The sequence below is a fragment of the Ruegeria sp. E5 genome (assembly GCF_056534105.1).
The window spans coordinates 62,002-87,362 of record NZ_JBQFPA010000009.1 but is presented as its reverse complement, the minus strand read 5'-3'; the positions used below and the strand labels follow the sequence as shown (position 1 = coordinate 87,362).

Annotated in this window: 11 protein-coding genes and 1 pseudogene; 9 read left to right on the top strand and 3 right to left on the bottom strand. The window is 54.8% G+C overall.

Annotation, left to right across the window (positions count from 1 at the left end):
- A partial coding sequence (locus ACR0BI_RS21880; protein ID WP_480563004.1) for a right-handed parallel beta-helix repeat-containing protein occupies window positions 1-2,888 on the top strand: 2,888 nt, incomplete at its 5' end.
- Window positions 2,889-2,949: 61 nt separating this feature from the next.
- Here ACR0BI_RS21880 and ACR0BI_RS21875 read toward each other — a convergent pair.
- A complete protein-coding gene (locus tag ACR0BI_RS21875; protein ID WP_170567819.1) occupies window positions 2,950-4,071 on the bottom strand; it encodes an acyltransferase family protein in 1,122 nt (373 codons plus the stop codon).
- A 609-nt stretch (window positions 4,072-4,680) separates the two neighbouring features.
- Here ACR0BI_RS21875 and ACR0BI_RS21870 point away from each other — a divergent pair.
- From ACR0BI_RS21870 to ACR0BI_RS21855, 4 genes are all read left to right on the top strand, one after another.
- Entirely contained in the window at window positions 4,681-6,678 is a 1,998-nt protein-coding gene (locus ACR0BI_RS21870) for an acyltransferase family protein (RefSeq protein WP_255612278.1), read from the top strand.
- Window positions 6,679-6,976: 298 nt separating this feature from the next.
- A complete protein-coding gene (locus ACR0BI_RS21865) occupies window positions 6,977-8,032 on the top strand; it encodes a glycosyltransferase family 61 protein (RefSeq protein ID WP_170399638.1) in 1,056 nt (351 codons plus the stop codon).
- A 71-nt stretch (window positions 8,033-8,103) separates the two neighbouring features.
- Window positions 8,104-9,183 carry a DegT/DnrJ/EryC1/StrS family aminotransferase gene (locus ACR0BI_RS21860; protein WP_170567817.1) on the top strand — a complete coding sequence of 360 codons (1,080 nt, stop codon included), beginning with the start codon at window positions 8,104-8,106 and terminating at the stop codon, window positions 9,181-9,183.
- A gap of 3 nt (window positions 9,184-9,186) precedes the next feature.
- Window positions 9,187-10,833, top strand: a complete 1,647-nt coding sequence (locus ACR0BI_RS21855; protein WP_223118736.1) for a hypothetical protein — start codon at window positions 9,187-9,189, stop codon at window positions 10,831-10,833.
- A 34-nt stretch (window positions 10,834-10,867) separates the two neighbouring features.
- Here ACR0BI_RS21855 and ACR0BI_RS21850 read toward each other — a convergent pair whose 3' ends face one another.
- Together ACR0BI_RS21850 and ACR0BI_RS21845 are read right to left on the bottom strand one after the other, a co-directional pair.
- Window positions 10,868-12,214: a glycosyltransferase gene (locus tag ACR0BI_RS21850; RefSeq protein ID WP_170399629.1), complete on the bottom strand. Its 1,347-nt coding sequence runs from the start codon at window positions 12,212-12,214 to the stop codon at window positions 10,868-10,870.
- 96 nt (window positions 12,215-12,310) lie between these two features.
- Window positions 12,311-12,409, bottom strand: a pseudogene (locus ACR0BI_RS21845) (integrase core domain-containing protein); the annotation flags it as partial.
- Between the two features lie 486 nt (window positions 12,410-12,895).
- On the opposite strand from ACR0BI_RS21845, the gene ACR0BI_RS21840 reads away from it, so the two are divergent.
- Genes ACR0BI_RS21840 through ACR0BI_RS21825 form a run of 4 tightly spaced genes read left to right on the top strand, consistent with a single transcriptional unit; the run spans window position 12,896 to window position 25,259 of the window.
- The gene (locus tag ACR0BI_RS21840; protein WP_480563005.1) at window positions 12,896-19,342 is read left to right on the top strand and encodes a type I polyketide synthase; all 6,447 of its coding nucleotides are present in this window, start codon (window positions 12,896-12,898) and stop codon (window positions 19,340-19,342) included.
- Window positions 19,343-19,344: 2 nt separating this feature from the next.
- Window positions 19,345-20,355, top strand: a complete 1,011-nt coding sequence (locus ACR0BI_RS21835) for a glycosyltransferase family 2 protein (RefSeq protein ID WP_170399623.1) — start codon at window positions 19,345-19,347, stop codon at window positions 20,353-20,355.
- Window positions 20,356-20,358: 3 nt separating this feature from the next.
- On the top strand, window positions 20,359-25,029 hold the full coding sequence (locus tag ACR0BI_RS21830) for a MupA/Atu3671 family FMN-dependent luciferase-like monooxygenase (protein ID WP_480563006.1): 4,671 nt from the start codon (window positions 20,359-20,361) through the stop codon (window positions 25,027-25,029).
- Entirely contained in the window at window positions 25,026-25,259 is a 234-nt protein-coding gene (locus ACR0BI_RS21825; protein WP_170399617.1) for a hypothetical protein, read from the top strand. The genes ACR0BI_RS21830 and ACR0BI_RS21825 overlap by 4 nt, the downstream gene beginning before the upstream one ends.
- Window positions 25,260-25,361: the final 102 nt, after the last annotated feature.

Below are 25,361 nucleotides of genomic sequence, written 5' to 3'. Positions count from 1 at the left end.
TGCTGACCGGGGATCATGTGGCAAGCCCTGGCGACGGAACCCCGCCCCCTGTCGATGAGACACCCGTTGACGAGACGCCTGTCGATGAGACTCCGGTGAACGAAGATCCCGTTGAGGATGATCCTGTTGATCCGACACCTGTTGATCCGACACCAGGTGATCAGGATGACAACTCGGATGGTGGCGGAATCCCACCCGTAGACGTGGATTCGGCCTTTTCCGTGGCCGGCGGTCGAGTGACAACGCTACAGGTGGAAAATAGCGAATCCGTTGAAAGTATTTCTATTCTGGAAGGCCCGGATCACGGGAACCTGACCGTGAACCCGGACAATACACTGGCGCTGGTGATGAGCCACGAGCAGGAGTTTTCGGGTCAGATAAACTTTACCTATGAAGTCACTTATGCAGGCGGTGCCACCGAAGTGCATGGTAGCACTGTGAACGTGCAGCCGACCACGCAGGGCGATGGCTGGGGAAAAGGTGACTTCTACATGCTCGAGCAGGATGAGAACGGGAATGTCGTTGTCGAGCATGGTGACAATCACCGTGAGGTCTATGTTTCGGGCAGCAATGATGCGCTGAGCATCTCGGATATCGCCGCCATTGAGGGGCTGCGTGCTGACCAGATTACGGCGCAATGGCTTGTCAACAATCCTGAATACGGCGGCAGTGAAGGTATGGCGCTGGACAGTCAGGCCGGGATGATGCTGTGGCGTCAGATCACGGGTTCCGGCTCCGAGCCGTCCTCGCACTGGCTCCTGTTTGAGCGCGGATATGAGTATGATGGGCTGGGTAGCATCATCGAATGGGGCACTCAAGGTGAGAGCCCCCTGCATCCGATTCATATTACCGCTTATGGTGACGGAGACCGCCCAACCCTTCATGACAACATCTCGATCATTGCCGAACAAAGCGACTATATTGTCTTCTCCGATCTGGAGGTGACCGGTGGGGTCCAATCTCTAACTGGATCTCACCTGTTGTTCGACAATGTGGATTTCAACAGCAATACTCTGCTGGTTGACGGTGCCGTTGGATTTACCCTGAATAACTCAACAGTCACAGATGTTTATCTTACGTCACCATTGGAGGGCGGGTCTTGGACTGGCTATGAGGGCGCGACGGGAATTCTAATGAGCAATACTGATGGTCTGCTCATCCAGAATACTCTGTTTGATCAAAATGGGTTTGCTCCAGACTATGACCCGAATTTGTCGACCTCTGGTGGCCAACCTCCGAGTGTGTTCAGTCACGGTGTCTACATTGACTACAACAACTTGGATGTCACATTCCGCGACAACATTGTGATGAATGCGGCAAACAATGCGATGATGATCCGCTCAGGCGGCTTCATCGAGGACAACGTCCTCGCAAACAGCAACGCGGCAGGCAACTTTGCCGGGGGCAATTGGAACGGTTCGGGCTACATTGGCAATTATACACTTTTTGCAGACAACGTCGTGACCTCGGCAGGCTATCACGTGGCAGAACATACTGGCGCGCCATCTATAGGGATACACAACAACGGTCTAGACACAACGATGATAGACAATATCATCGCGCACTTGGCCAACCCCGACAATCCGGAAGAGATAGCTTATAAGGAATGGGCAGGCTATGCTGTTGGTCACACCCAGAACCCTTTCTATGACGACACCATCGTATATAACTGGGATGGTTCAAGAGAAGAGCAACCAGACCAGAATATTGATGGTCTCAACACGGACATTCTTAACGCGACCACGATTCAGAATTTCACCCAGCAACTTCTGGGCGATCCGAATGCAGATATTCCGGATCTGGTGGCGTTTCTGCGGGCTCAGGCCGACGGCGAACTTGATCACTATGTGGACGCCGACCTGATCATTGACTTCTTCCAGACCGGCTTTGGCTTGGCCGTCGAGGAGCGCGTCATCGCTGAAACCGTGCGGTTCGTGCCCAGCGATCTGGGGGATGGTATCCGCTGGGACAACAGGCTCAACTGGACGACCGAAGACCTGCCTGGCAGCGTTGCCGGCGACAGTGTCGATCTGGGCGGCAATTGGGTCAGTTACGGTGGCACAACTGTCATTGCGAACCTCGAGTTGGGCGACGGCGGTACGCTGACCGTTGGTAATGGCAAGCTGACTGTCACTGGCGACACCACGGTCGGCGAAGATGGCGGCACGATTCAGGTCTCCAATGTCGGCCAATTGTGGATGAATGGCTATGGCGACGACGATACACTCGTGCTCAATGTCGACGGCGGCCGTTTCGTCAATACCGGTGATATGAGCGGGAGTGCCCAGACCACCGTCACGGATGGTCAGGCGATTTTGGCCACAGATGGTGCCAATTACGATGTCGAGGCTGGTGCGATCCTTCATGTTGAAGGCAACGATGCCAAGGTCGGTTTCGATGGAGAAACAGGCGACACCGCCGTGCTGCGCCTTGCCGAAGATGGTACGTTGGCCTTCTCGGCCGAGGATGGCGACATCGGCGGGATCGGGGAGTTCCGCTCAGGTGCCTTCGGTGACGACCCGGACGTCGCTTCGGGCGCGAACCTTGGTCTGGGTACGCTTGATCTGGACCTCTCTGGCCTTTCCGCCGGCACATATGAGCTGTTGTCCGTCGATGAGATAATCGGGGAGTTCTCCGACGTGTATTTCAATGGTTTGGCAGGCAACCATGACGCCGATCTGGTGGTCGATTACACCAATGATACGATCACCCTGTCGGTGACAGAGGGCTCGGGCTCCGTGAATATGTCCTATGTTGGTGAAGAGGGTGATATGGACGACCATGGCGCTGCACTTTGGGCGGCCTTGACAGATGGTCATGATCCGCATTCCGATACCCTGCCGACGGAAATCTATAACGAAGCCGAATTGGTCTATATGATTGGCTGAACCGGCCACTCAGATCCTCAGGGCGGTTGAGCATTCCTCTACCGCCCTTTTTCTACAGAAATCAGGGCTTCTGTAGCAGGCCGAGGAATGGCTTTCGGCGCTTGAATGACAGGAAGTAGTTTTCATAGGTTCTGAAGCTTATTTCAGCGATTGCGATGGAGATCGGAATATAAGCCAGAGTGACCAGAAGCGACCAGCTTGGATCACCCGCGGAGACGCCCAGAAATGCCAGGCCGCGGGTTGTGAAATCCAACCCGATCAGATGATACAGGTAGACGCCGTAACTGATCGCACCTACCCGCGCGACGGGTGGTAGTGACAGAACAGGGGACAATGCGTTGTCCTCCCGCACGACCAAAGACCCCAGCAGGAGCGCCATGATCAGATGCACAACAAGCTGTGGCCAACCTGTCAGGTTTACGGGTAGAAATTCCAGAGCAACTATCAAGACACCGAGCCAGATCAGCGCGCTCCATCGACCACCAAGGCCGCGTGACAGTACCATGTAGCCACGACGATTATTCAACAATACAGCCAGAAATGAGCCCAACAAGATGGCCTCATAAGCTCCCCCCGGTAGTGCCCAGACCGCGTTCTCGGTACGCAGCGGGCCTGGCCACATCCCCCATTGTTGGGCATAGGCACAAAATACGATGGCCGCCGCCAAAAGCCAGCCGCGGATATGGCGCATATGCAGGGTCAAAAGCAGGACCAGCGGCCAGAGCAGGTAGTATTGTTCCTCGACCGAAAGTGACCAGGTTGGTGCTAGAAGCGGGATTTCTTCGGTCAGGAAATTGGCCATAAAAAAATAGTAGAACTTGACCAACGGCACATATTGGGTCTCGCCTTTCAACGCGATGTAATAGATCGATAAGGCTGTCACGATCAGGAAATAGACCGGCAGGATCCGCAGCGCCCGACGCCAGTAGAAGCCCGCAATAGAAAATTGCCCCTTACGGGCCTCTTCGCGCAGTAGAAGCGTCGTAATCAAGAACCCACTGAGCACGAAGAACAGGTCCACACCAAGGAAGCCGCGATCCAACAGGCGTAAAGGTTCCTGACCCGGATCAAAGAGCGGGCTGTGGTGCCACAGTACTGCGCCGATGCAAAGACACCTGAGCCCGTCAAGCGAGCCGAAATGCCTTCGTGCAAGATAGTCGTCGTATAGATCTTTGGCCTGCATACAAAATAACCGCTCAAATTGCGCCGCTAGTATTACGAAACACCCCAAAAGAACCAGTGCCGGATTTGGTTTTAGGCCAAATGTTTAGCGGCGGCCACGCTGAAGGCCGCAGAGGATGAGACATTTTTTTGCCGCTGGAGCAAGAATAATGATCCCGTGACGCTCTTGCTGCAATTGTGCGACGGTCGTTCAAAATCCAAAGCGCCTAATAGACACTGTTCTGTGTTGAGAACATTTGATCACTTCAGCCCGCATATCAAAGCGCATCCGGTGTTGCGAATGCTCGTTATGGTCGTCTCAGGGACTTCTGCAGGCAATTCATCGACACAGTGAGAACATCACCAGTCGAACACCCGCTGATGTCTGCGACGGCAGAACTGTGCAGAGTTTAAAAATGGAAGGAGATCAAGAAAAAGACACCCTAAAAACAACGCTTGCAGCCCTGATTTGCCGTCGCCTAAACTGAAACCGAACCAGATCGTACTGTACGAAATCACCGACGTGTTCTGAAAAGCTCTGATAACAGACGAACGCGGCTTGGGTTTATCTTGTGTCGAAAGGTTGGGTGTATCGGTAAATTTGATTATTGAGTACTTCTAGGGACAAAGGATGACGGTCTCATCATCTGACTACAGACGTGAAATCGATGGCTTGCGCGCCTTGGCGATCCTGCCGGTTGTGTTTTTCCATTTTTCGCTCCCCGGTCTGGGTGGCGGGTTTGTTGGCGTTGATATCTTCTTTGTCATCTCCGGTTTTCTGATTGGCGGGTTGCTTTGGTCGGAACTCACCCAGACGGGTGGAATCCGATGGGACCAGTTTTTTCTCCGCCGGATACGGCGACTGGCACCAGCCTATTTCACGATGGCGATCAGTTGCCTTGTGGTCGGCTGGTTTGTCCTTCTGCCGTTCGAGTTTCAAGAGCTGGGCAAAGAGTTGATCTCTTCTACGGTCTATTTGTCCAACGTTTATTTCTACCTGTCTGCGGGATATTTCGACACCGCAGCGGACGAGAAACTTTTGTTACATACGTGGTCACTGGCGGTCGAAGAGCAGTTTTACATCATATTGCCGCTTTTTCTTTTGCTTTTACGACGTGCCCAAAAATGGCTGCCAGCTATCCTGATTAGTCTTGGGCTGGTGTCATTGGTGGCATGTATTGGCTTCACCTCCCTGTCTCAGCCCGCGGCTTTCTATCTGTTCCCCTTCCGGGCCTGGGAGCTTCTTGCTGGTGTTTGTCTGGCGATCTTTGGGCATCGCTATGGCTGGCGATGGTCCATACATCCGCTTGTCAGCTGGATCGGCTTACTGCTGATTGTTGGGTCCGTGACGCTGATCCCGTCGGACGAGAGTTTCCCGGGGATCTGGCCCCTTGCGCCGGTTCTGGGCGCAGTTCTGATCATCGGAAACGGTAAACATGACAATCCCGTCAATTGGGCATTGAACCATCCGGTGCTCGTCTTCATCGGGTTGATTTCCTATTCCCTCTACCTTTGGCACTGGCCGGTGATCGTGCTGGCCCAATACTATTCGGGTGAGGAATTGAGCCTGCTGGTACGAGTGATGTTGATCGGCGTCTCTGTGATATTGGCTTGGGCGTCCTTACGGTTCATTGAAAAACCTGTTCGTTTTGGCAATCTGAAACCTCAGGCGCTTTTGGGAGGCGCTGCCGGAGCCTCGATAATCACCCTAGGCGGTGGCGCGGTGATCTATCTTGGGGATGGGATAGTCGAACGCTTCCCCCACGATGTACGTACCCACATTGAAGCTTCACAGGACTTCAGATGGGATACACCGACCTGCCGTCTTTCCGAGAGCTACGCCTTTCCGGGCAGCACAGTTTGCCACATCGGCCCAGAAGGTGACCCTGAAGTATTGATTTGGGGAGACAGCCACCTTGTTGCTTTGTCGGCTGGTATAGAGGCTGCCGCAAGATCGGCTGGCGTGCCTACATTGGTTGTTTGGCAGCTTGGCTGCGCACCTGTGTTCGGGATTGGAAAGGACGAGAGCTTTCAGCCAGAATTAGAAGACAGGAAATGCGAAACCGCAAATACGTCTCTTCAGAAAGGCTTGGAAGAATTGCCGGATTTGAAGGCGGTGCTTTTAGTGAGTCGCTGGGCCTATCATGTTGAGGGTAAGGGCGTCGGCTTGGATGAAGGAACAACGACCAAGTTGTTTCCATCAATTGGCGGGCTTTCTGGGGATGATCAGCCACAACTTTTTGCAAAGGCTCTTCATTTTACCGTTGATGAACTGGAGAATAAATCTGACAGGGTGTTCGTATTGGAACATCCGCCAGAAATTTCAAACTATCTATCATATTTTTTGGCACGCGATGCGGCGCTACGTGGCATGGATGACAGCGAACTTATGGCCCGTACACTGGTTCAAAGCAAAGATTTGAAACAACGAATGTACAACACTAATCGAGCGCTCGAACCCGTGCTGCGTCGCCCGAATGTCACACTTCTGGAAACCTGGCCGGAGTTTTGTACGGGCGACATTTGTTCAGCGATGAAGGATGGAAGAGCCGCATATCACGACAACAACCACGTAACCATAACCACAGCCCTGGGTTTGCAACATCTGTTCTCCCCCGTTTTTGAATAGGGATGAATTAGCGAGAGGGAAATCTGTTTTCGAAAACCTTCTGGCCAGAAGGCAAAAATAACGGCATAAGCTCCGAAATTTATGATGAAACGCAATTTGGTATCACCAGACGCGGACCACGCGTGCTCTTTCCTCATAGAGTGAAAAGATCAAATCCTTGATTAAAACGTCATCCGCTCGCGATCCACTTTTTCAAAGACTGAGCCTTGCCTGATCGCTGTATGTTTGATGACCTTGCCAAGCCTTGTCTGTACAGTTGTAAAGTGCCGGCTTCCCAACCAGAGAGGATTCTTTTGTGGTGATCGACACTATCAAAATGCGTTGGATGGCCGCGCGCTTGGCACGGGGGCGCGGGGGCGACTTTCTGAGCAGGGCAGATCGTGTTCACGAACTGGCCCCAGGTGAGCGCTCCTCAAGCCAGCCTGCGGTGTATTCGGAAGTAGACCTGGAAAAAGTGCAAAGGATTGCTCCTTGGCGCAGCTGGGATATCGAACAGGTTTTGATCAAGGGCGCGCCAATGGACCACGGGCCGACCTTGTCTTACGAGATGTCAGATGTACTGGTTTCAGGCGCGTATCTTTATAAGGGTGCATTGCGGGGGCGCTATGGGGCGGGCAACGACAGATTGTTTGGGAAGCCCCAGAGAGAATGGCAGGAGTTGGACAGTGCACAACTTGTGACCTGCAGGGTCGGAAGTGAGCATTTCGGTCATTTCATGTGGGACAACCTGCCCATGGAGTTGTTGCCCGGGCCGAATGATCATCCAATCACCTTATGCGCGTTACCCCGCTGGCACGAAGAGGGATATCGTAAGGTCTTCGGTATGGCTGCACCGCCTGTGGTTATGCGTGGCCGTGTCAGGAATCTGACCGTTTACTCAGATGTCGGACAAAATGCATTCCGGGCAGCGAGGTATCAGGAGCTGCGGGCGCGGGCGCGTCGGTTTGTGTGTGCTGATGGACCTCTTCCGGACCGACGGGGCGTTTATATCCTGCGTGGGCGCGGTGGCGAGCGTCGTGAATTGATTAATGAGGCTGAAATTGCCCAAGAACTGAAGGCCGAGGGCTTCGTGATCATCGACCCTGACAAAATGGATGGGGAGGAAATTACCCGACTGTCTATGGGGGCTCGTGTCGTTGCTGGTGTCGAAGGCAGCCATATCGCCCACGCGCTTTTTTCCGTTGCCGATGGTGGTGCCTTTTTGATCATACAGCCACCAGATCGTTTTTCGATGGTATATAAAGAGTTTACTGACAGGATGGGCTTGTCTTACGCTTTCCTTGTCGGAGACCCGGTCGACAACGGATTTCAAGTTGAACCGGATAGTTTGAAACGCTTATTGGAAAGGCTTTGAAGCAGATTCCTCGAGATGCACGTACAATTGAAGAGCGGCTAAATTATAGCAATACCCTCAAGGGAATTGGGATGGAAAAGGCTGAAAAAAAAGCCCGAAAATTCACCACGACACACTTAGCTGTGAAATTCGTTGAGGCGAAGAATCCAGACATACCTTTGGTCGCCAGCTTGTTGGAAACCTGTTCGGCCATGAACCAATGGGCCAACTTTGGACCTCTTTATGACCAGTTGGTCGCCGATTACTCCACGCATATGTCGCTGGGTCCTGAACTGACGCTGACGCCTTGTGCCAATGCTGGGATCGCGCTGGAGATGGCTGCACGAGCCTTGGCGGCTGACACAGGAGTGCCGAAACTGAGGTGGGTTGGGTCTGCCTTCAGCTTCAAGAACCTCGGGCGAGGATATTTCTCGGACATGTCTTTCGTCGATTGCGACGAACAGGGCGTCATGGACCTCGACGATATCCTGACGCTGGAGGCCGACAGCTATGATGGCATTATCGTTACCAACCCTTTTGGTCTGGTACGAGATTTTGACCGGTTCATCGCTTTTGCCAAGCAAACTGGCAAGCAGCTCATCATAGACAACGCTGCAGGGATGGCGCGCAACATTCCGCCTTGGCCGTGGCAGGTTTTCAGCCTGCACCACACGAAACCCTATGGATTGGGTGAAGGGGGGATGGTGCTATCGCCAGCTTCGGCGGCCCAGTTTCTGCGCCTGCTGATCAACTACGACCGGATACCAGAGGCGCCAGAATACTGGCTAAACAATGGCAAAATCTCTGACATCTCATGTGCGTTTCTGATTGCGCGGCTTGCAAACGTCGCTAAGTGGAAACCCGGTTATCTCGAACAGCGTACCCGCATTGCCGCCCTCTTCACGGACGCGGGCGCCGCATCGCTTTTGCCAACGGATGGAGCCCCGGTCACCAACAGCATACCCGTATTGTTGCCACGTCCGATTGATCATGCACGTCTTGCCACCCTGAAGCTTGGTGTGGATATCGCCCGGCAGTACCCGCCGCTTGCACCGCTGCCACAGGTCAGTGCCATTTACGAGCGGCTGATCAATTTCCCGACCCATCCCGATTTGAGCATTCTGACGGATGCAGAGATTTCAAAGGATATCGAACTTTTGCTCGAGCATTGACATATGGCCTATTCTTCACGTTCGGATCATGGACTGACGGCGCTGGTGGCGCTTCTGATCACCATGCTAGGTGCCGCTCTGGCATATTGGGTTCTGATGCCGACGGTTGGCATTGACGATGCCAACATCACGCAGGTTTATGGTCGCAACCTCGCGGCGGGGCATGGCTATGTCTACAATATCGGCGGCGAGCGGGTCGAAGGCTCAACCTCGCTTATCTGGACTCTGATCAACGCAGTGGCCTTCTGGATCTCAAGCACGCCTGAAATAGGCCTGGCAGCGCTTAGCGCCGTGTTTGCCTGGGTTACACTCTTTAGCGCCATGCGGATCACCCGGGAGTTGACAGCTGAAAGTGGGCCGATCCCCGCGCTTCTGACCGGGGCGGCCTTTCTGGCCTTCCCGGCGTTTTTCGGCTGGATGATCTGGTCGCTGATGGATGTCACGCTGTGGGTCATGGTGATCGCAGTGATGGTTTGGCTCTTATGCCGGATCGACAGGGCAGGGCCGCGCGGTAATCTAGTTTTGGGGGTAGCGGTGCTGGCCGCGCTGTTGCCTGTGACGCGACCTGAAGGGATCGCACTGACCATGGCGCTTGCGGGGTTTTACGTATTGCGCTGGCTACTTTTTGCTGTGCCAGGTCTGTTGACCGGGCTTGTGATCGGATTGGCAGGCGTGGGGAGTTTTGCCGCCGCCACAGCGTGGCGGCTGAGTTATTTTGGTTATCCGGTTCCCAACACCTTCTATGCCAAAACCTCGACTGATCTTCTGGCGCAAGCTGAACTCGGCGCGCGCTATGTGTTGTCTTACTTACAAGAACCGCAGAATGTCTTGTTGTTCGTCAGTTTCTGTCTGTCTGGTGCGATGGTGCTGTCACGTGGGGGCTGGGCGCAAAGGGGGGCCTTCTGGCTTTCGGTCTATCTGATCGTAGGCGGTGTAATGGTCTATACCGTACTTGGCGGAGACCACTTCGGATCACATCGGCAGTTTCTGTATTTTCTGCCGCTGGCTTTGCCCATCATTGTGGCTGGGTTGGCGAGCTGGGTCCCCACAGATCGGCCGCAGTGGCAGATTTCAACCTTGCTGATTGTACCATTCGTCGTGATTGCCTTGGTGGCTGGAACCCGTTTTGTGCAAACAAAAGGCAATATGATCATAGAATTTGCGATCGCGGACGCGGGACGTGTGCTTGGAGACAAGCTGAACGCACTTCCGGGCACACCTTCCATAGGTGTGTTCGCCGCTGGTGCCATTCGCATGACCTACGATCACGAAGTCCTGGATTTACTCGGATTGAACTGGACGAAAATGGCCCATGCGCCCGATGATGGTTACCGATCAGACGTGCCCAATCAGCATGGGTTCAACAGCAACGTGTTTTGGGAGAGTCCGCCAGATGTGTTGCCGATTTTTCCATCCGACAGCACGTGCCCGTCCGAATGGGTGCCGCTTTCCGGGTATCTAGATGCGGCCTCTGATCAAATTTCCCAGACCGAAAGATTCCGTACGACCTACGATCTTTTTTGCGACGCTGGAGTGTCGTTTTATGCCGCGCGCGACTATGTCACCCAAAGTTGGGAAGGAGATGAAACAGGTGCTTTTCGGAAGATCCTGCCTAACCATTTAGAGGGTTCTCTGCCAGTAGCCGAATAACTGGATAGGATGTCCAACACTTGAGAATTAGTCTTTAAGAAGAAAAGTGAGGTTTCTTCATCTTTTGCTCAACAATGGGTAATTTTACGGGAAATGGGGTGGGTTTCTCGATTGAGCGTTTGGTAACCCAATCGTACACGTCGCTTATCTGTTGTGCCTTGGCTTGCCAGGTAAAGTGGTTTCTCACGTATTCTCTAATAACGTCTGATACTTCCACTAGTTCATCCAATTTGTTTAAAATGCTCTCCAACTCATCTCGAAACCGCTCGATTATCTCGTCGCGAGATCCTATCTGGACCTTGTAGCCCGTGCCAGAAATTACCAGTTCGCCCGGTCCAGCATAGTCTACTATAACTGGCACAAGTCCCATTGCCATTGCTTCCAATACCACACCTCCGCCAAATTCGCGGATGCTTGGAAAAGTTAATAACTGGCATTTGCTCGCGGTTTCTTGGACATCCTTGTGTTCAACCCAGCCATGAAAAAATACTGAACCTGTAACTCCAAGGTTTTGAGTGGTCGCTATCAAATCAGGCATCATCGGGCCATCACCGATGATATCTAGTGTCATTCGTCCGTCAGCAAGAAATGGGGCAGCGGCCTCTATTAACATGTCAGGGCCTTTGTACGGTACGAGGCGCCCAATGAAGCATGCGCGCAAAGGTAAATTGCCAGAATGAGAAGCGACTTGGTTAAAGCGCGTCATATCGACAGCGTTTTCAGGAATATAAATGCACTTTGTTTGAAATTGTTTTGGGATCTCGCTTTCAGTGTATCTTGATCCCGTCAAAATAGCACTTGCCGAAGCCAATGTTGCAGTTCTTCCGGGCAGGAGTTTATAGGCTCCTCGCACATAAGATAGCCACTCACGTTCTCGTCTTCGCTCTGCATCAAATCCGTCAGGCCAAGGCACGCCCCCGTTCAGTGGCCCTAGCACAAATGGGACGCCTGCCCTTAAACATCGTTTTGCCAAAGAGCTTGGGGCGGTTGGTGAAAGGGGTGTAATACGATGGACAATGTCATAGTATCCTTCCCGAATGCGGCTGCCGAACTTTCTCCAGACGAGTTTTTCGAAATAGGGATAAGCGATGGCACTAATCGCCGCCTCGGTGGTCCACCCCTTTCCCTCTCCCATGCGCAAAACACTGGCGATTTTCCACATGGGCCGTGCTAGTGCCTCGGAATCTAATGCGGTGAAATCGGTGCCTTCTTGTAGCCCCACCCGCGCTATTGCTTCGCGATTTCGTATTTGCGTCACTAGGTGAACATCCGCAACTTCTCGTAGTGCGTTGTACAGCGACCATCCAACAAGGGGGACACTCACCCACTCAGGGTTTGCGGCTTCAGCAATAACCAGCACTCGCAGTTTCTTAGTACTCATGTTACTTAGTCTTTCTTTGCATATTGGCTGAGTGTCTGGATTTCAAAGAAGCTGTTTTGACCTGATCAGCCCCACTTTAGTGGTCCAATTTGATTGTTAGTGCACGACTGGCGTTTGGTCCATCTGGATGATGGATGCTGAGACCGGAGGGCGGTAGCCCAGAGCACTGTGTGGTCGTTTCGTGTTGTAATGTTTCTTCTATTACTCGATCAGGAATATTATCGGTAACATACCGTCTAGGCCAGATAACGGTCGATCAAGACTTCAACGCCACGGAGGACTGAAAAAGATTCTGCAGCATCTGCCAAGAGATAGAGAAGAGTTGCGCCCGTTACGTTCTCGTCAAATCTAGACAAAAATGGTCCGCTCAGACCGCTTGAGAAATAGAGTTGCTAACCTGCGTCTGACATCAGACAATAACGCAACAAAACTACCCTAAAGCGACTTTCTGTATCCATTTTGCAGACAGTCTATCGTTGAGTTAAACAGATTTCACGCGTCTTATGGTCGCGCAAACCAAGGCATTTTCTGGAGAGTTCCTTTAGCTTATGAAAAATGTGTCTCATTCTGTTGGGATAAAAATCCTCACAAAATTTGTATAGTGTTTAAAATGCCAGATTTGTTTGGCAACATTGTTCGCACTGCATAAGATCAATGCGGTTCAGTCATAGGTGTATTTAAGTGAGTAGTTCCGTTCGGGAAAACGATATTGCCATTGTTGGCATGGCCGCGCATTTACCTGGGGCGGCCTCGGTTGAAGAGTATTGGCACAACCTGCGGGACGGCATTGAATCCATCCGCCATCTTAGCGAAGACGATCTACGCGCAGCGGGTGAAGCTCCGCATTTGCTTAACCGACCGGATTATGTGCCTTTTGCCGCCCCTCTGGAGGGGTTTGAGGGTTTTGATGCCGAGTTTTTTGGCCTCTCCCCCAAGGAAGCTGCCATCATGGATCCGCAGCATCGCCAATTCCTTGAGGTGTCCTGGGAGGCTCTGGAAAATGCCGGCCATACACCCGAGAGCTTTTCAGGTCCGATTGGGGTCTTCGCCGGTTGTGGTATGGGCAGCTATTTTTATTTCAACATTTGCTCGAATGCTGACCTTGTGGACGACGTGGGCATGTTCCTGTTGCGTCATACCGGCAATGACAAGGATTTCCTCTCGACGCGGCTGAGCCATATTCTTGATCTCAAGGGGCCCAGCGTGAATGTGCAAACGGCCTGTTCAACCTCACTGGTGGCAACACATTATGCTACGCAAGCGCTGTTGACCGGTGAGTGTGATATGGCGATTGCCGGGGGTGTCACCATCGAGCTGCCGCAAAATCGCGGCTATATCTACAAAGAAGGTGAGGTCCTGTCGCCGGATGGTCATTGCCATGCCTTTGATCATCGGGCGCAGGGGACGGTTTTTGGATCGGGGGCGGGGGCCGTTATCCTTCGCCGCTTGTCAGATGCAATTGCCGATGGCGATCACATCTGGGGTGTGATCAGGGGCACGGCGATCAACAATGATGGTGCTGACAAGGCCGGGTATCTGGCTCCTTCCGTCGAAGGACAGGCCGCCGCCATATCGGAAGCCCATGTCATGGCCGATGTTACGGCAGATACGCTCGACTATGTGGAATGCCACGGCACTGGTACATATCTTGGTGACCCGATCGAGGTGGCTGCGCTGACACAGGCCTTTTCTGACACCACCGATGAGACGGGTTTTTGCAAGCTTGGATCGGTGAAAACCAATATTGGCCATCTGGATACAGCCGCCGGTGTGGCGAGCCTGATCAAGGCATCCTTGGCCCTGTATCATCAGGAAATCCCACCAAGCCTGGGCTATGAAAAACCCAATCCGGCGATCGATTTCGAAGACAGCCCGTTTCGCGTCAATGATCAGTTGACCCCATGGGCATCTCACAAAGGGCCACGACGCGCCGGAGTGAACTCGCTGGGTGTTGGAGGTACCAATGCTCATGTGGTGCTGGAGGAAGCACCCGCACGGGCCGCATCTGAGTCATCAGATTGGCCGTTCCAGTTGTTAACTATTTCTGCGCACAGCAAAAAGGCGCTTGAGGGCAATTCAGCTGCACTGGCCGCACATTTGCGGCGGCATCAGGATGAAGATCTGGCTGATATTGCATGGACCCTCAAAGAAGGCCGCCAGGGATTTGAAAAACGCCGTGTGATTGCTGCTGAAAGCCACGAGGAAGCCGCGGCGCTTCTGGAAGGCGGCGACCCTCGCCGGGTCTTTACGCATTCCGTCATCTCCGACAATCCCGATCATGTCTTCATGTTCCCCGGGGGCGGCGCACAATATGCCGGCATGGCGCGCGATCTCTATGAAACAGAGCCTGTTTTTGCCGATTGGATGGATCGCGGATTGGAGATTTTGCAGCCCAAGATCGATTATGACATCCGTTCATTGTGGCTACCGGAACCCGGACAGGAAGCCGAGGCCGACGCGCGCCTGACCACGCCGTCGGTGCAATTACCGCTGATCATGATCACGGAATATGCGCTGGCGCAGCTCTGGATCAGTTGGGGTGTGGAACCAGCCGCGCTTGTCGGTCATTCCATGGGGGAAAACACCGCTGCTTGTGTGGCCGGTGTCATGTCCTTTGAAGACTGCATCGGCCTTGTACATCTGCGCGGCCAGCTTTTTGATACTGTGCCCGCAGGTGGCATGCTGAGCGTACCGCTGCCTGCAGATGAGTTGCGCCCGCTGCTGGGGGATGATCTGGATTTGGGCGCGGTGAACGCTCCGGGTTTGAGTATTGCAACCGGGCCTCAGGCCGCGCTTGACGCGCTTGCAGACCGATTGCAGGCGCAGGACATCGACTGTCAACGTATCCAGATCGACATCGCCGCCCATTCCCGCATGTTAGAGCCGATCCTGCAGGATTTCGGGGACTACCTGCGCAGTATCACCCTGAACGCTCCGCAAATTCCTTTTCCGTCGAACCGGAGCGGCACCTGGATCACAACCGAGGAAGCAACTGATCCAGAATACTGGGTTGGGCATCTCAGAAACACTGTTCATTTCGCCGATTGCATCACCACACTGGCAGAAAACCCCGAACGGATTTTCATCGAGGTTGGTCCGGGCAAAGCGCTGGCCTCGTTGACGGGTCAGCATGACAAGGTTGACGCCAACCAAGTTATCGGCAGCTTGCGCCATCCAAAGGATGACATCGCTGATGACGCATATTTCCTGGCGATGCTGGGTCGGGTCTGGGCGTTGGGCGGAGATTTTGACTGGGGCCAGTATTGGGGCGAGGCGCGCCGCAATCGCGTCGTGTTGCCCAGCTACGCCTTCCAACGCGCGCCTTATTTCATTGAGCCGGGCAAAGCCCAGTCAGATGCTGAAACTCAATGGTTGATGCGCAGCGATGATCCCGCTGGCTGGGGGTATCGTGTCAGCTGGACCCCTACCTATGCTGCTTGCGATATCGACGTGGCGCAGGGCCTGGAAGATGTGCCACCAGAAAGCTGGCTTGTCTTTGAAGATGAAGCGGGGCTGTGTCGTCAATTGGCTGAGCGCCTGCGTGGTGCTGGCCATGCCGTCACCACGGTGGTTCCTGGCGACGGTTTTGCGCGCATCCATGAAGATCACTACTGTCTTGCCCCGGAGCGGGGGCGCGAAGGCTATGACATGCTGCTCAGGGATTTGTCGGATCAGAGCCGCCTGCCCACACGTATCGTGCATGGCTGGTCCCTGACAGACCGTGAAAGTTTCCGCCCTGGCAGCAGTTTCTTCCATCGCAATCTGGAGCAAGGCTTTTACAGTCTCTTTTTCCTGGCGCAGGCGATTGGCGAAGAAGACCTACCAATGCCGCTGCACATGCATGTGCTGAGCTCGGGCGCATTACAGGTTCGGGATGAAGATTTACCGCACCCGGAAAAAGCCACGCTGACAGGTCCTACGCGGGTGATCCCGCGCGAGTTTCCCGGCCTGACATGTGCCCTGCTCGATATCGATCTGCCTCAAGCCGAAGGCAAACGCCGCCGCCCGGCGCTGCCCGGCGACATGGTGGGTCAGGTGCTTGAGGATCTGCTGGCAGAACCTGCCACGCTGACGGCGGCCATTCGCGGCGGCAAACGCTATGTACAGGGGTACCGGTCGCAGCCTCTGCCTGAGCCTGACATTGCAGATTTACCTCTGCGCAACGGGGGCACTTATCTGATCACCGGTGGGTTCGGAGGTATTGGGCTCACGTTGTCCGAAGCTCTGATCCGCAAAACCGGAGCCAACATCGTTCTTATGGCCCGTAGCCCTCTGCCTGCGCGTGACAGCTGGGAACAAATACTGCATCAGAATGCTCCGCAGGACCGAACCGTCCGGAACATCCGCGCCATCCAGACACTTGAAGCCGCTGGTGGGAAGGTCCTGCCGATTGCTGGGGACGTCAGCAATGTCGAAGACATGCAGCGCATCATTGCGCGCAGCGCGCAAGAGTTCGGAGAAATCCATGGTGTCATTCATGCCGCTGGCTTGATCGATGACGCGCCCATTATGACCAAGTCCATGATGGAGATTGAAGACGTCTTTACCCCCAAGATTCACGGCACACAGGTGCTTGATCAGGTATTTCCTGACGGGGCGCTTGACTGGCTGGTTCTGTTTTCCTCGACCTCGACGGCAACCGCGCCCATTGGGCAGATAGATTATGTGGCCGCAAATGAGTATCTCAACGCCTATGCGCGCGCGCGCTCGGAAGACCAAACACAGGTGTTGGCTGTAAACTGGGGCATCTGGTCCGATGTGGGCATGGCCGCGGACGCCATGGAAACGCGTATCGGGCCCGAAGAAGCGCCGGTTGAACCGATTGACCAACCCATGTTGGACAACGCCACTTTTGACCGGTCCGGAAATCGGGTTTTTACCGCAGAGTATGAAGTGGCGGAGCGCTGGTTCCTTGATGATCACCGTACCAAGGCGGGTCAGGCGCTGGTGCCGGGCACAGGCTATCTGGAGCTTGCCTCCGAAGCCCTGCGCGCCCAAGGCGAAACCGGCCCGTTCGAAATTCGCGACCTTTATTTTCTGCGTCCGCTGGCTGTTGACGATGATGCCGGGCAACAAGTGCAACTGCGCCTGCCACGCAGCGATATGGGCTATGATCTGGTGATACAGAGCGCACCTGAAGGGGGATCGAGCTTTGAGATGAACGCGCAGGCCAGCCTGTCGCTCTTGCCGCTGGAGAACCCAGAACCTCTTGATATTGCTGCTATCATCGCCCGATGCGCTCCGCAGTACAAAGCCGAAGAAAATGCGCGCCTGACAGCTGCACAAGAAGCACATTTGAAGTTCGGCCCACGCTGGCAGGTTCTGACCCAAACAGCACTTGGAGCCGAGGAAGGGATCGCCCATCTCAGCCTGCGTGGAAGCCTAACTGACGATCTGACCGCAGGCTATGATCTGCACCCCGGCTTGATGGATTTGGCGACGGGATGGGCGATGGAGTTGATCGAAGGCTATCAACCTACCCATCTGTGGGTGCCCGTTTCGTATCGCTCGGTGAAAGTGCACCACCCGCTTGGGCCACAAATCGTGAGCTGGGTGCGCAGCGCTGGTGACAATCAGGCTGACGGCGAAACGGCCAGTTTCGATGTCATAATTGCCCTGCCTGATGGCAGTGTCTGTGTCGAAGTCGAAGGCTTCACCATTCGGCGAATAGAATCCGTTGCCGACTTTGCCCATAGTGAAGCACCAAACACCGCGAGTACGGGTGATGTGGAACTTGCACAACCTCTGTCGCCTGCCGAAGAGCGCCTGCGTCATAACTTGTCGCAAGGTATTTCCTCGACAGAAGGCGCTGACCTCTTCTTCCGCGCACTAAGGTTGAACCAATCGCAGGTCATTCTCTCATCATTGGACCTGAACGGACTGATTGAACAGGCCGCAGAGACGGGCGCGTCCACCGGTGACAGCGAGCAGAAATTCCAGCGCCCAGACCTCGACGGGGAATATGTGGCGCCGGACAATGATATTGAACGTCGATTGGCCGGGTTCTGGCAGGAGCTGCTGGGGGTTGATCAGATCGGGGTCGAGGACAGTTTCTTCGACCTTGGAGGGCATTCCCTGATCGCCGTCCGGCTTTTTGCGCAGATTCGGAAAACCTACAATGTGGACTTCCCTATTTCAGTGCTGTTCGAGGCGCCTACTATTCGCAAATGTGCCGAATTGATCGCCGCACGTGGTGTCCCCACCGAGGGCACTGCGGAAGTGACCCCAGCAAATGCACCAGTCGCACCTACACGTCGCTTTACGCATCTGGTGCCGATGCATTCGGGCGAAGGTGGATCGAAGACACCCTTCTTCCTGGTGGCGGGCATGTTTGGCAATGTGCTCAACTTGCGCCATCTGGCCCATCTGATCGGATCCGACCGACCCTTCTATGGACTGCAGGCCCGCGGCCTTTACGGCGACGAGGAGCCCCACCGTGATCTGTGCGAAGCGGCATGTGATTATATCGCCGAAATGCGTCAGGTTCAGCCACATGGCCCCTATATGTTGGGCGGGTTTTCCGGCGGTGGTATTACCGCTTACGAGATTGCCCGCCAGTTAACGGAAGCAGGTGAGGAAGTTCTGGCGTTGATCATGCTGGATACACCTTTGCCGGTCCCCCGGGCGTTGAGTACGCGGGATCGAGCGGTGATCCAGTGGCTTGAGCTGAAGAAGAAGGGGTTATCTTACCCGATAACTTGGCTAAAAAACCGTATCGCCTGGGAGGTCGAGAAACGACAGCGTCGCCTTGAAGACGATACCACGACAGCAGGTCAAAATTTCCACGATACCGCCATTGAAGCTGCGTTTTTGGAAAGTATCGCCAATTACCCGCTCAAACCTTGGGATGGGCCGCTGACTCTGTTCCGCCCGCCACTTGTTGGTAAATGGCAGGTCGCGCCAGACCGTCTGGTCAATGACGATCGCGACTACCTGAGCCCTGATAATGACTGGACCGAATGGGCTCCTAAACTTGAGATACATGAAGTCCCCGGAGATCATGACTCCATGGTGTTGGAGCCCAATGTACGAGTACTCGCGGCTCGGATGCGGCGCAGTCTGGAAGCCGCAGACAAATCCGCACTCTCTACCCCTCTTCGACAACTCCGGCAGGAGGCGGCTGAATAACAATGTCCGGTTCTGCCGTCCTTACCATTATTCTGAATTATAAGACTGCCGAGATGAGCCTGCGCTCAGCCGAAGCAGCCCTCAAGGCAATGGAAGGTGTCGAAGGCGAAATCATCCTTGTCGACAATAATTCACAAGACGGGTCATTTGAGCGGATGTGTGCACATGCCGCCTCGCAAGGTTGGAATAAAAACAACAGGGTCAGAGTACTGCAATCCGAGCACAATGGTGGTTATGGAGCAGGCAACAACGTTGGTATTCGCGCCAAGCTCAGCAATGGGCATGCACCTGATTACATTTATGTGCTGAACTCTGACGCTTTTCCCGAAAAAGAGGCCATCCGTATCCTGCGTGATCATCTCGATACCAACCCACAAACTGGTTTTGCCGGCAGCTATATTCACGGCGAAGATGATGATCCGCATCTGACCAGTTTCCGCTTTCCGTCGATCGCCAGTGAATTTGAAAGCGCAATCCGCTTTGGGCCGGTTAGCCGGATTCTGGCGCATCGTGTTGTTCCAATTCCAATCCCCGATCACAGTCGCCCAGTCGATTGGCTAGCTGGGGCAAGTCTGATGATGCGTCAAAGCCTCCTTGATGAAATTGGTTTGTTTGACGAGACCTTCTTTCTGTATTTCGAAGAAACAGATTTATGCCGCCGCGCTGCAAAAGCCGGGTATCAGACATACTATTTGCGAGACAGTCGCGTCATGCATATCGGTTCGGTATCGACCGGCATGAAGTCCTGGAGCCGAGTGCCAACGTATTGGTTCGACTCGCGTCTATACTATTTCACTAAAAACCACGGTGCTCTTTATGCGGTTGGGGCGACCCTTGCTCATCTGAGCGGCGGTTTTCTGCATTGGCTACGTTGTCTGATTACCCGCAGGAAACGCGACGTACCGCCTTTCTTTCTAACGACTTTAGCTTGGCACGATTTAAAGGCTGGCCTGTACGCTTGCCTGCCCAATAATAGGCGAGAACATCGGCCTGATCCTATTCCTGGAGAGTAACATATGCCCTTTTCAACCCTGTTGATCGGCCATGAATCCTTACTTGTGCAATGCGGAACAATGCTGCTTGAGGCCGGTCACAATATTCGAGGTGTTGTAACCCGAAATCCGGATGTGCGGAATTGGGCTGAAGGCCAGTCGCTGACGGTTCACGCGCCGGGTGCGGACCTCGCTGACCGGGTCGCTGATACCGAGTTTGACTGGCTGCTCAGTATCGCCAATCTTGATCTTCTGCCGCAGACGCTTCTGGATCAGGCCCGCAAAGGGGCGGTCAATTTCCATGATGGTCCCTTGCCTCGCTATGCCGGGCTGAACGCGCCGGTCTGGGCGCTTTTGAATGGAGAAGTTCGGCACGGCATCAGCTGGCACTTGATCACATGCGAAGTGGATAAAGGCGACATTATCACCCAGCGTCATGTGGATATCGGCGTAAACGACACGGCATTGACGCTCAACACCAAATGCTATGGCGCTGCGATGGACAGTTTTCCCGATGTCATCGCAGCGCTTGAGGCGGGCGTTCCCAACCCACACTTTCAGGACCTGAGCCAGCGCAGTTATTTTGCCCGTGACGCGCGCCCCGGGGCCGGAGCACAGATTGATTTCACCGCCCCGGCCACACAGATTGCCACACTGGTACGTGCCCTTGATCATGGAGACTACTGGAACCCGCTGACCTGTCCCAAGCTGGACACCGGAGAACAGATCTATCTGGTTGGCCAGGCCGAGGTTCAATCATCGGAACCGGCCGCACCGGGTACAATTCTGGCCCGCGATGCGGAAAGCTTGACTATCGCCACCGGACAGGACGCCATCAGATTAAGCCAGTTTAGAGACTGTTTTGGCGAAGGGATCACGGCGGCAGACATCGCCCCGGATTGCAATGTGCTCCCCTTGTTCAGTGCCGCAGACCGGGCCGAGCTTACCGCCACACTCACCCCCACTGCCAAAGCAGATATTCACTGGCGGAAACCATTGGAAACACTGAAACATTCCGATCTGCCACTGATTGAGCGGAATGCGCCCGCATCCGCGGTGATTACACATATCGTAAATGGAAGCGCCACATTCGAGAAAGCCGCCACTGCGCTGGCCGCGCTTTTCCTGCGCCAAGGGGGAGGTGATACTCTGAATCTGGCTCTATCTCTGCCCGAAACGGCCTCAGACTATATCAGCGACTGGGTGCCAGTCACCGTGTCATCGGGTAATACCATGGTAGAGCTTCAAGCCGGGCTGACACAGGACATCACTGCGGCCCGGGCACGTGGCGGGTTTTCCATTGACCTGCCCGCGCGTCTGTCCCGGTCCAGAGATGATCATTTTGCTATGCCGCAGCTTGGCTTGACGGATACAAACGCAGAGCTGATCCCCGGCACCAGCCTGACCCTGTCGCTTGTAGAGGGTCAGATTCAGCTCTGTGCCGACAGTGGCCATATCAGCGCCGAGGCGCTGGCCCTGATCGCCGCCCGGCTTGAGGCCATCATGGCACAGTTGGATACCCCAGAGACGGTTGGAAAACCCATCCGCGATCTATCCCTGATGTCTGAAGCCGAGCGGGTGAAAATCCTGACGGAATGGAATGCGACCGACACGGACTATGATCACACGACCTGCATTCACCAGCACTTTGAAACCCAAGTCGCCCGGACGCCCGACGCCATTGCGCTGGCTTTCGAAGATCAAAGCTTTAGCTACGATGCCTTGAACCGTGCGGCCAACCGGGTTGCGCATGTTCTGCAGGATATGGGGGTTGGTCCCGGCACTTTGGTCGGGTTGCATGTCAAACGCTCGCCGCAGCTTGTGATCGCAGCTCTGGGTATTCTCAAAGCTGGCGGTGCCTATGTGCCGATGGACCCTTCTTACCCGGCGGATCGCACTGCGCTGTATCTTCAGGATAGCGCCGCACCCGTTGTCATCACCGAGACCGATCTCGCCCGGAACTTGCCGGGATCCGGGGCGCAGCTACTGTCAATCGATGCGGATTCGCGCCTGTCTGCTGCGGCTGACAGCAACCCCGACAGCACCGTGACGGCAGATGATCTGGCCTATGTGATCTATACGTCAGGTTCGACCGGACGACCCAAGGGCGTGATGATCGAACACCGCAATGTATCGAACTTCTTCACCGGCATGGATGGGCGTATTTCACATGACCCGGCAGGTGTCTGGATGGCAGTCACCAGCTTGTCCTTCGATATTTCCGTGCTGGAGTTGTTCTGGACACTGGCCCGCGGTTTCAAGGTTGTTCTGAGCGATGATGATAACCGCGCCCTTGTGGCGGGCGACAGTACCCCTGCGCGCGGAAGCACCGGACGTGGCATGGACTTCAGCCTCTATTACTGGGGTAATGATGACGGCGTCGGGCGCGATAAATACAAATCCCTGCTAGAGGGGGCAAAATTCGCCGACAAGCACGGATTTTGCGCTGTCTGGACGCCCGAGCGTCACTTCCACGCCTTTGGCGGTCCCTATCCGAACCCATCAGTCACTGGCGCAGCCGTCGCAGCCGTCACCGAGAACCTATCGGTCCGCGCGGGCTCCTGTGTCGCCCCCCTGCACCATCCGGCCCGGATCGCCGAGGAATGGGCCATCATCGACAATCTGACCAACGGACGTGCGGCGCTGGCGATCGCTTCTGGCTGGCAACCTGATGATTTCGTTCTGCGCCCAGAAAACACCCCGCCGGACAACAAGCCAGCCATGCTGCAATCCATCGATATCCTGCGCAAACTCTGGAAGGGAGAGCCCGTCGAGTTTCCAAAGAAGTCCGGAGAAATGCACGCTGTTGTCACTCAGCCCCGGCCGGTTTCGAAGACGCTTCCAGTATGGGTCACCACAGCAGGCAACCCGGCAACCTGGAAAGAGGCTGGCGCCATCGGCGCAAATGTCCTGACCCACCTTCTGGGACAAAGCGTCGATGAAGTCGCTGACAAAATCGGTCTCTACCACAGCGCATTGCGCGAAGCAGGCCATGACCCGAAGGACCACACAGTCACCCTGATGTTGCATACATTCGTCGGAGCGGATCGTGAAGAGGTACGCGAAGTGGCGCGCGAACCGATGAAGGATTACCTGCGCTCCGCTGCAGGATTGATCAAACAATATGCCTGGGCCTTCCCTGCCTTCAAGAAACCCGAGGGCGTCAGCAATGCGTTCGAACTGGACCTGGGCTCGCTTGAAGAAGAAGAACTTGAGGGCATTCTTGATTTCGCCTTCCTGCGGTATTTCGAAGACTCGGGTCTTTTTGGCACGGTCGAAGACTGCTTGGCGCGCGTCGAAGAGCTCAAGCGCATTGGCGTGGATGAGATTGCCTGTCTGATCGACTATGGCGTCCCGGTGGATCAGGTGCTTGAGGGGCTTAAACCTCTGGCCGAAGTTCTGCGCCTGTCCAATCAGGATACAGAACCGGCCGAGGATGATTTCTCGATCGCAGCGCAAATTCATCGCCACAAGGTTACGCATATGCAGTGTACCCCCAGCATGGCGCAGATGCTGGTTATGAATGACGAGGCCCGTCAGGCGATGGCGCGCCTCAAGCACATGATGATCGGGGGCGAGGCGCTACCCGGCTCACTGGTTTCGGAATTGGCCGAGATCACCTCGGCACATGTTGAGAACATGTATGGGCCGACCGAAACCACCATCTGGTCGACGACTGAAACTGCAACTCCGGTGTTGGGTACGGTCAACATCGGTCGACCGATTGCCAATACTCAGGTTTATGTTCTGGACGAAGATCAAAACCCACTACCCACTGGTGTCGCGGGTGAGCTTTACATTGGCGGGGCTGGCGTTGCCCGTGGGTACTGGCAGCGTGAAGACTTAACGGCCGAGCGTTTTGTGCCTGACCCATTCAACAACCAACCCGGTGCTCGGATGTACCGGACAGGAGATCTGGCGCGCTGGCGTCCGGACGGGCGACTCGATTTCCTGGGGCGGGCGGACCATCAGGTCAAGCTGCGCGGATACAGGATTGAATTGGGAGAGATCGAAAGTGTTCTGGATGCCCAATCAGGCATTCGCCAGTCCGTTGTTATGGCCCGCGAAGACACTCCGGGCTTGACCCAGTTGGTCGGCTATCTGATCGCGGATGGCGACCTGAATGAACGGGCGCTGCGGGATACGCTGACCGGACAACTGCCCGAATTCATGATCCCCGCACATTTCGTTACGCTGGACAGCTTTCCACTGACGCCCAACAAGAAAATTGATCGTAAGGCGTTGCCAGCCCCTCGGCCCCGCAAGGCCGCTCCAACCACACAGACCCAGGTGGTGCAAACCACCGACCCCGCACCCGCAGCAGCATCGGGTGGAACGGCTGTTCGACAGGTTGCCGCGATATGGTCCCGGATTCTGGGCATTCAGGATATCGGCCCGCGCGACAATTTCTTTGACCTTGGCGGGCATTCACTACTGGCCGTACAGGCGCATCGGGAAATCAAGAAAGAGCTAAATGTTCCGGGTCTCAGCATCACGGATATTTTCCGGTTCCCAATGTTGGGTGTACTAGCTGCCAAGATCGAAGAAAAAACAGAGGGCGCGGCTGGAACCGGTTCAACTTCAGAAACCACCCCGACAACGGAAGGATCTGTCCAATCCGACAAGGCCGCAAAACGCAGCGACGCCATGTCGCGCCGACGGGAAATGCGCGCCCGACGTCAAAAGCAGGCGTGACAGAACTTGATCTGATCCGCGCTGAATTACGTGGCTTGGTCGACCCCGATGTTGGGAGCGGTGTCACCGATCCCAAGGCGCCCGAAGGCGCGTTATTTCCCAAAGAAGCCTCTGCTGTAGATCGTGCCGTCCCAAATAAAGCAGGTCGTGCGGCGGCCCATCAAACCACGGCAGAGATCGGCCACCATGAAAGCTCTGTCCTGATGGTCCCTGATCGCAGCTTAATCTGACCTGCGGGCTTAGTAGGCTCCATCACTCATTATGAGGGTACCTGCAAAGCTGTCGTCGCTAATGATCAGGTAGTTCGCAGTATCGATATCTAACCCAACACA

Bases quoted from the DNA above. Each gene is read 5' to 3' on its own strand.
- ACR0BI_RS21875 (WP_170567819.1), bottom strand. From the start codon at position 4,071: ATGCAGGCCAAAGATCTATACGACGACTATCTTGCACGAAGGCATTTC.
- ACR0BI_RS21870 (WP_255612278.1), top strand. From the start codon at position 4,681: ATGACGGTCTCATCATCTGACTACAGACGTGAAATCGATGGCTTGCGC.
- ACR0BI_RS21860 (WP_170567817.1), top strand. From the start codon at position 8,104: ATGGAAAAGGCTGAAAAAAAAGCCCGAAAATTCACCACGACACACTTA.
- ACR0BI_RS21855 (WP_223118736.1), top strand. From the start codon at position 9,187: ATGGCCTATTCTTCACGTTCGGATCATGGACTGACGGCGCTGGTGGCG.
- ACR0BI_RS21850 (WP_170399629.1), bottom strand. From the start codon at position 12,214: ATGAGTACTAAGAAACTGCGAGTGCTGGTTATTGCTGAAGCCGCAAAC.
- ACR0BI_RS21835 (WP_170399623.1), top strand. From the start codon at position 19,345: ATGTCCGGTTCTGCCGTCCTTACCATTATTCTGAATTATAAGACTGCC.
- ACR0BI_RS21830 (WP_480563006.1), top strand. From the start codon at position 20,359: ATGCCCTTTTCAACCCTGTTGATCGGCCATGAATCCTTACTTGTGCAA.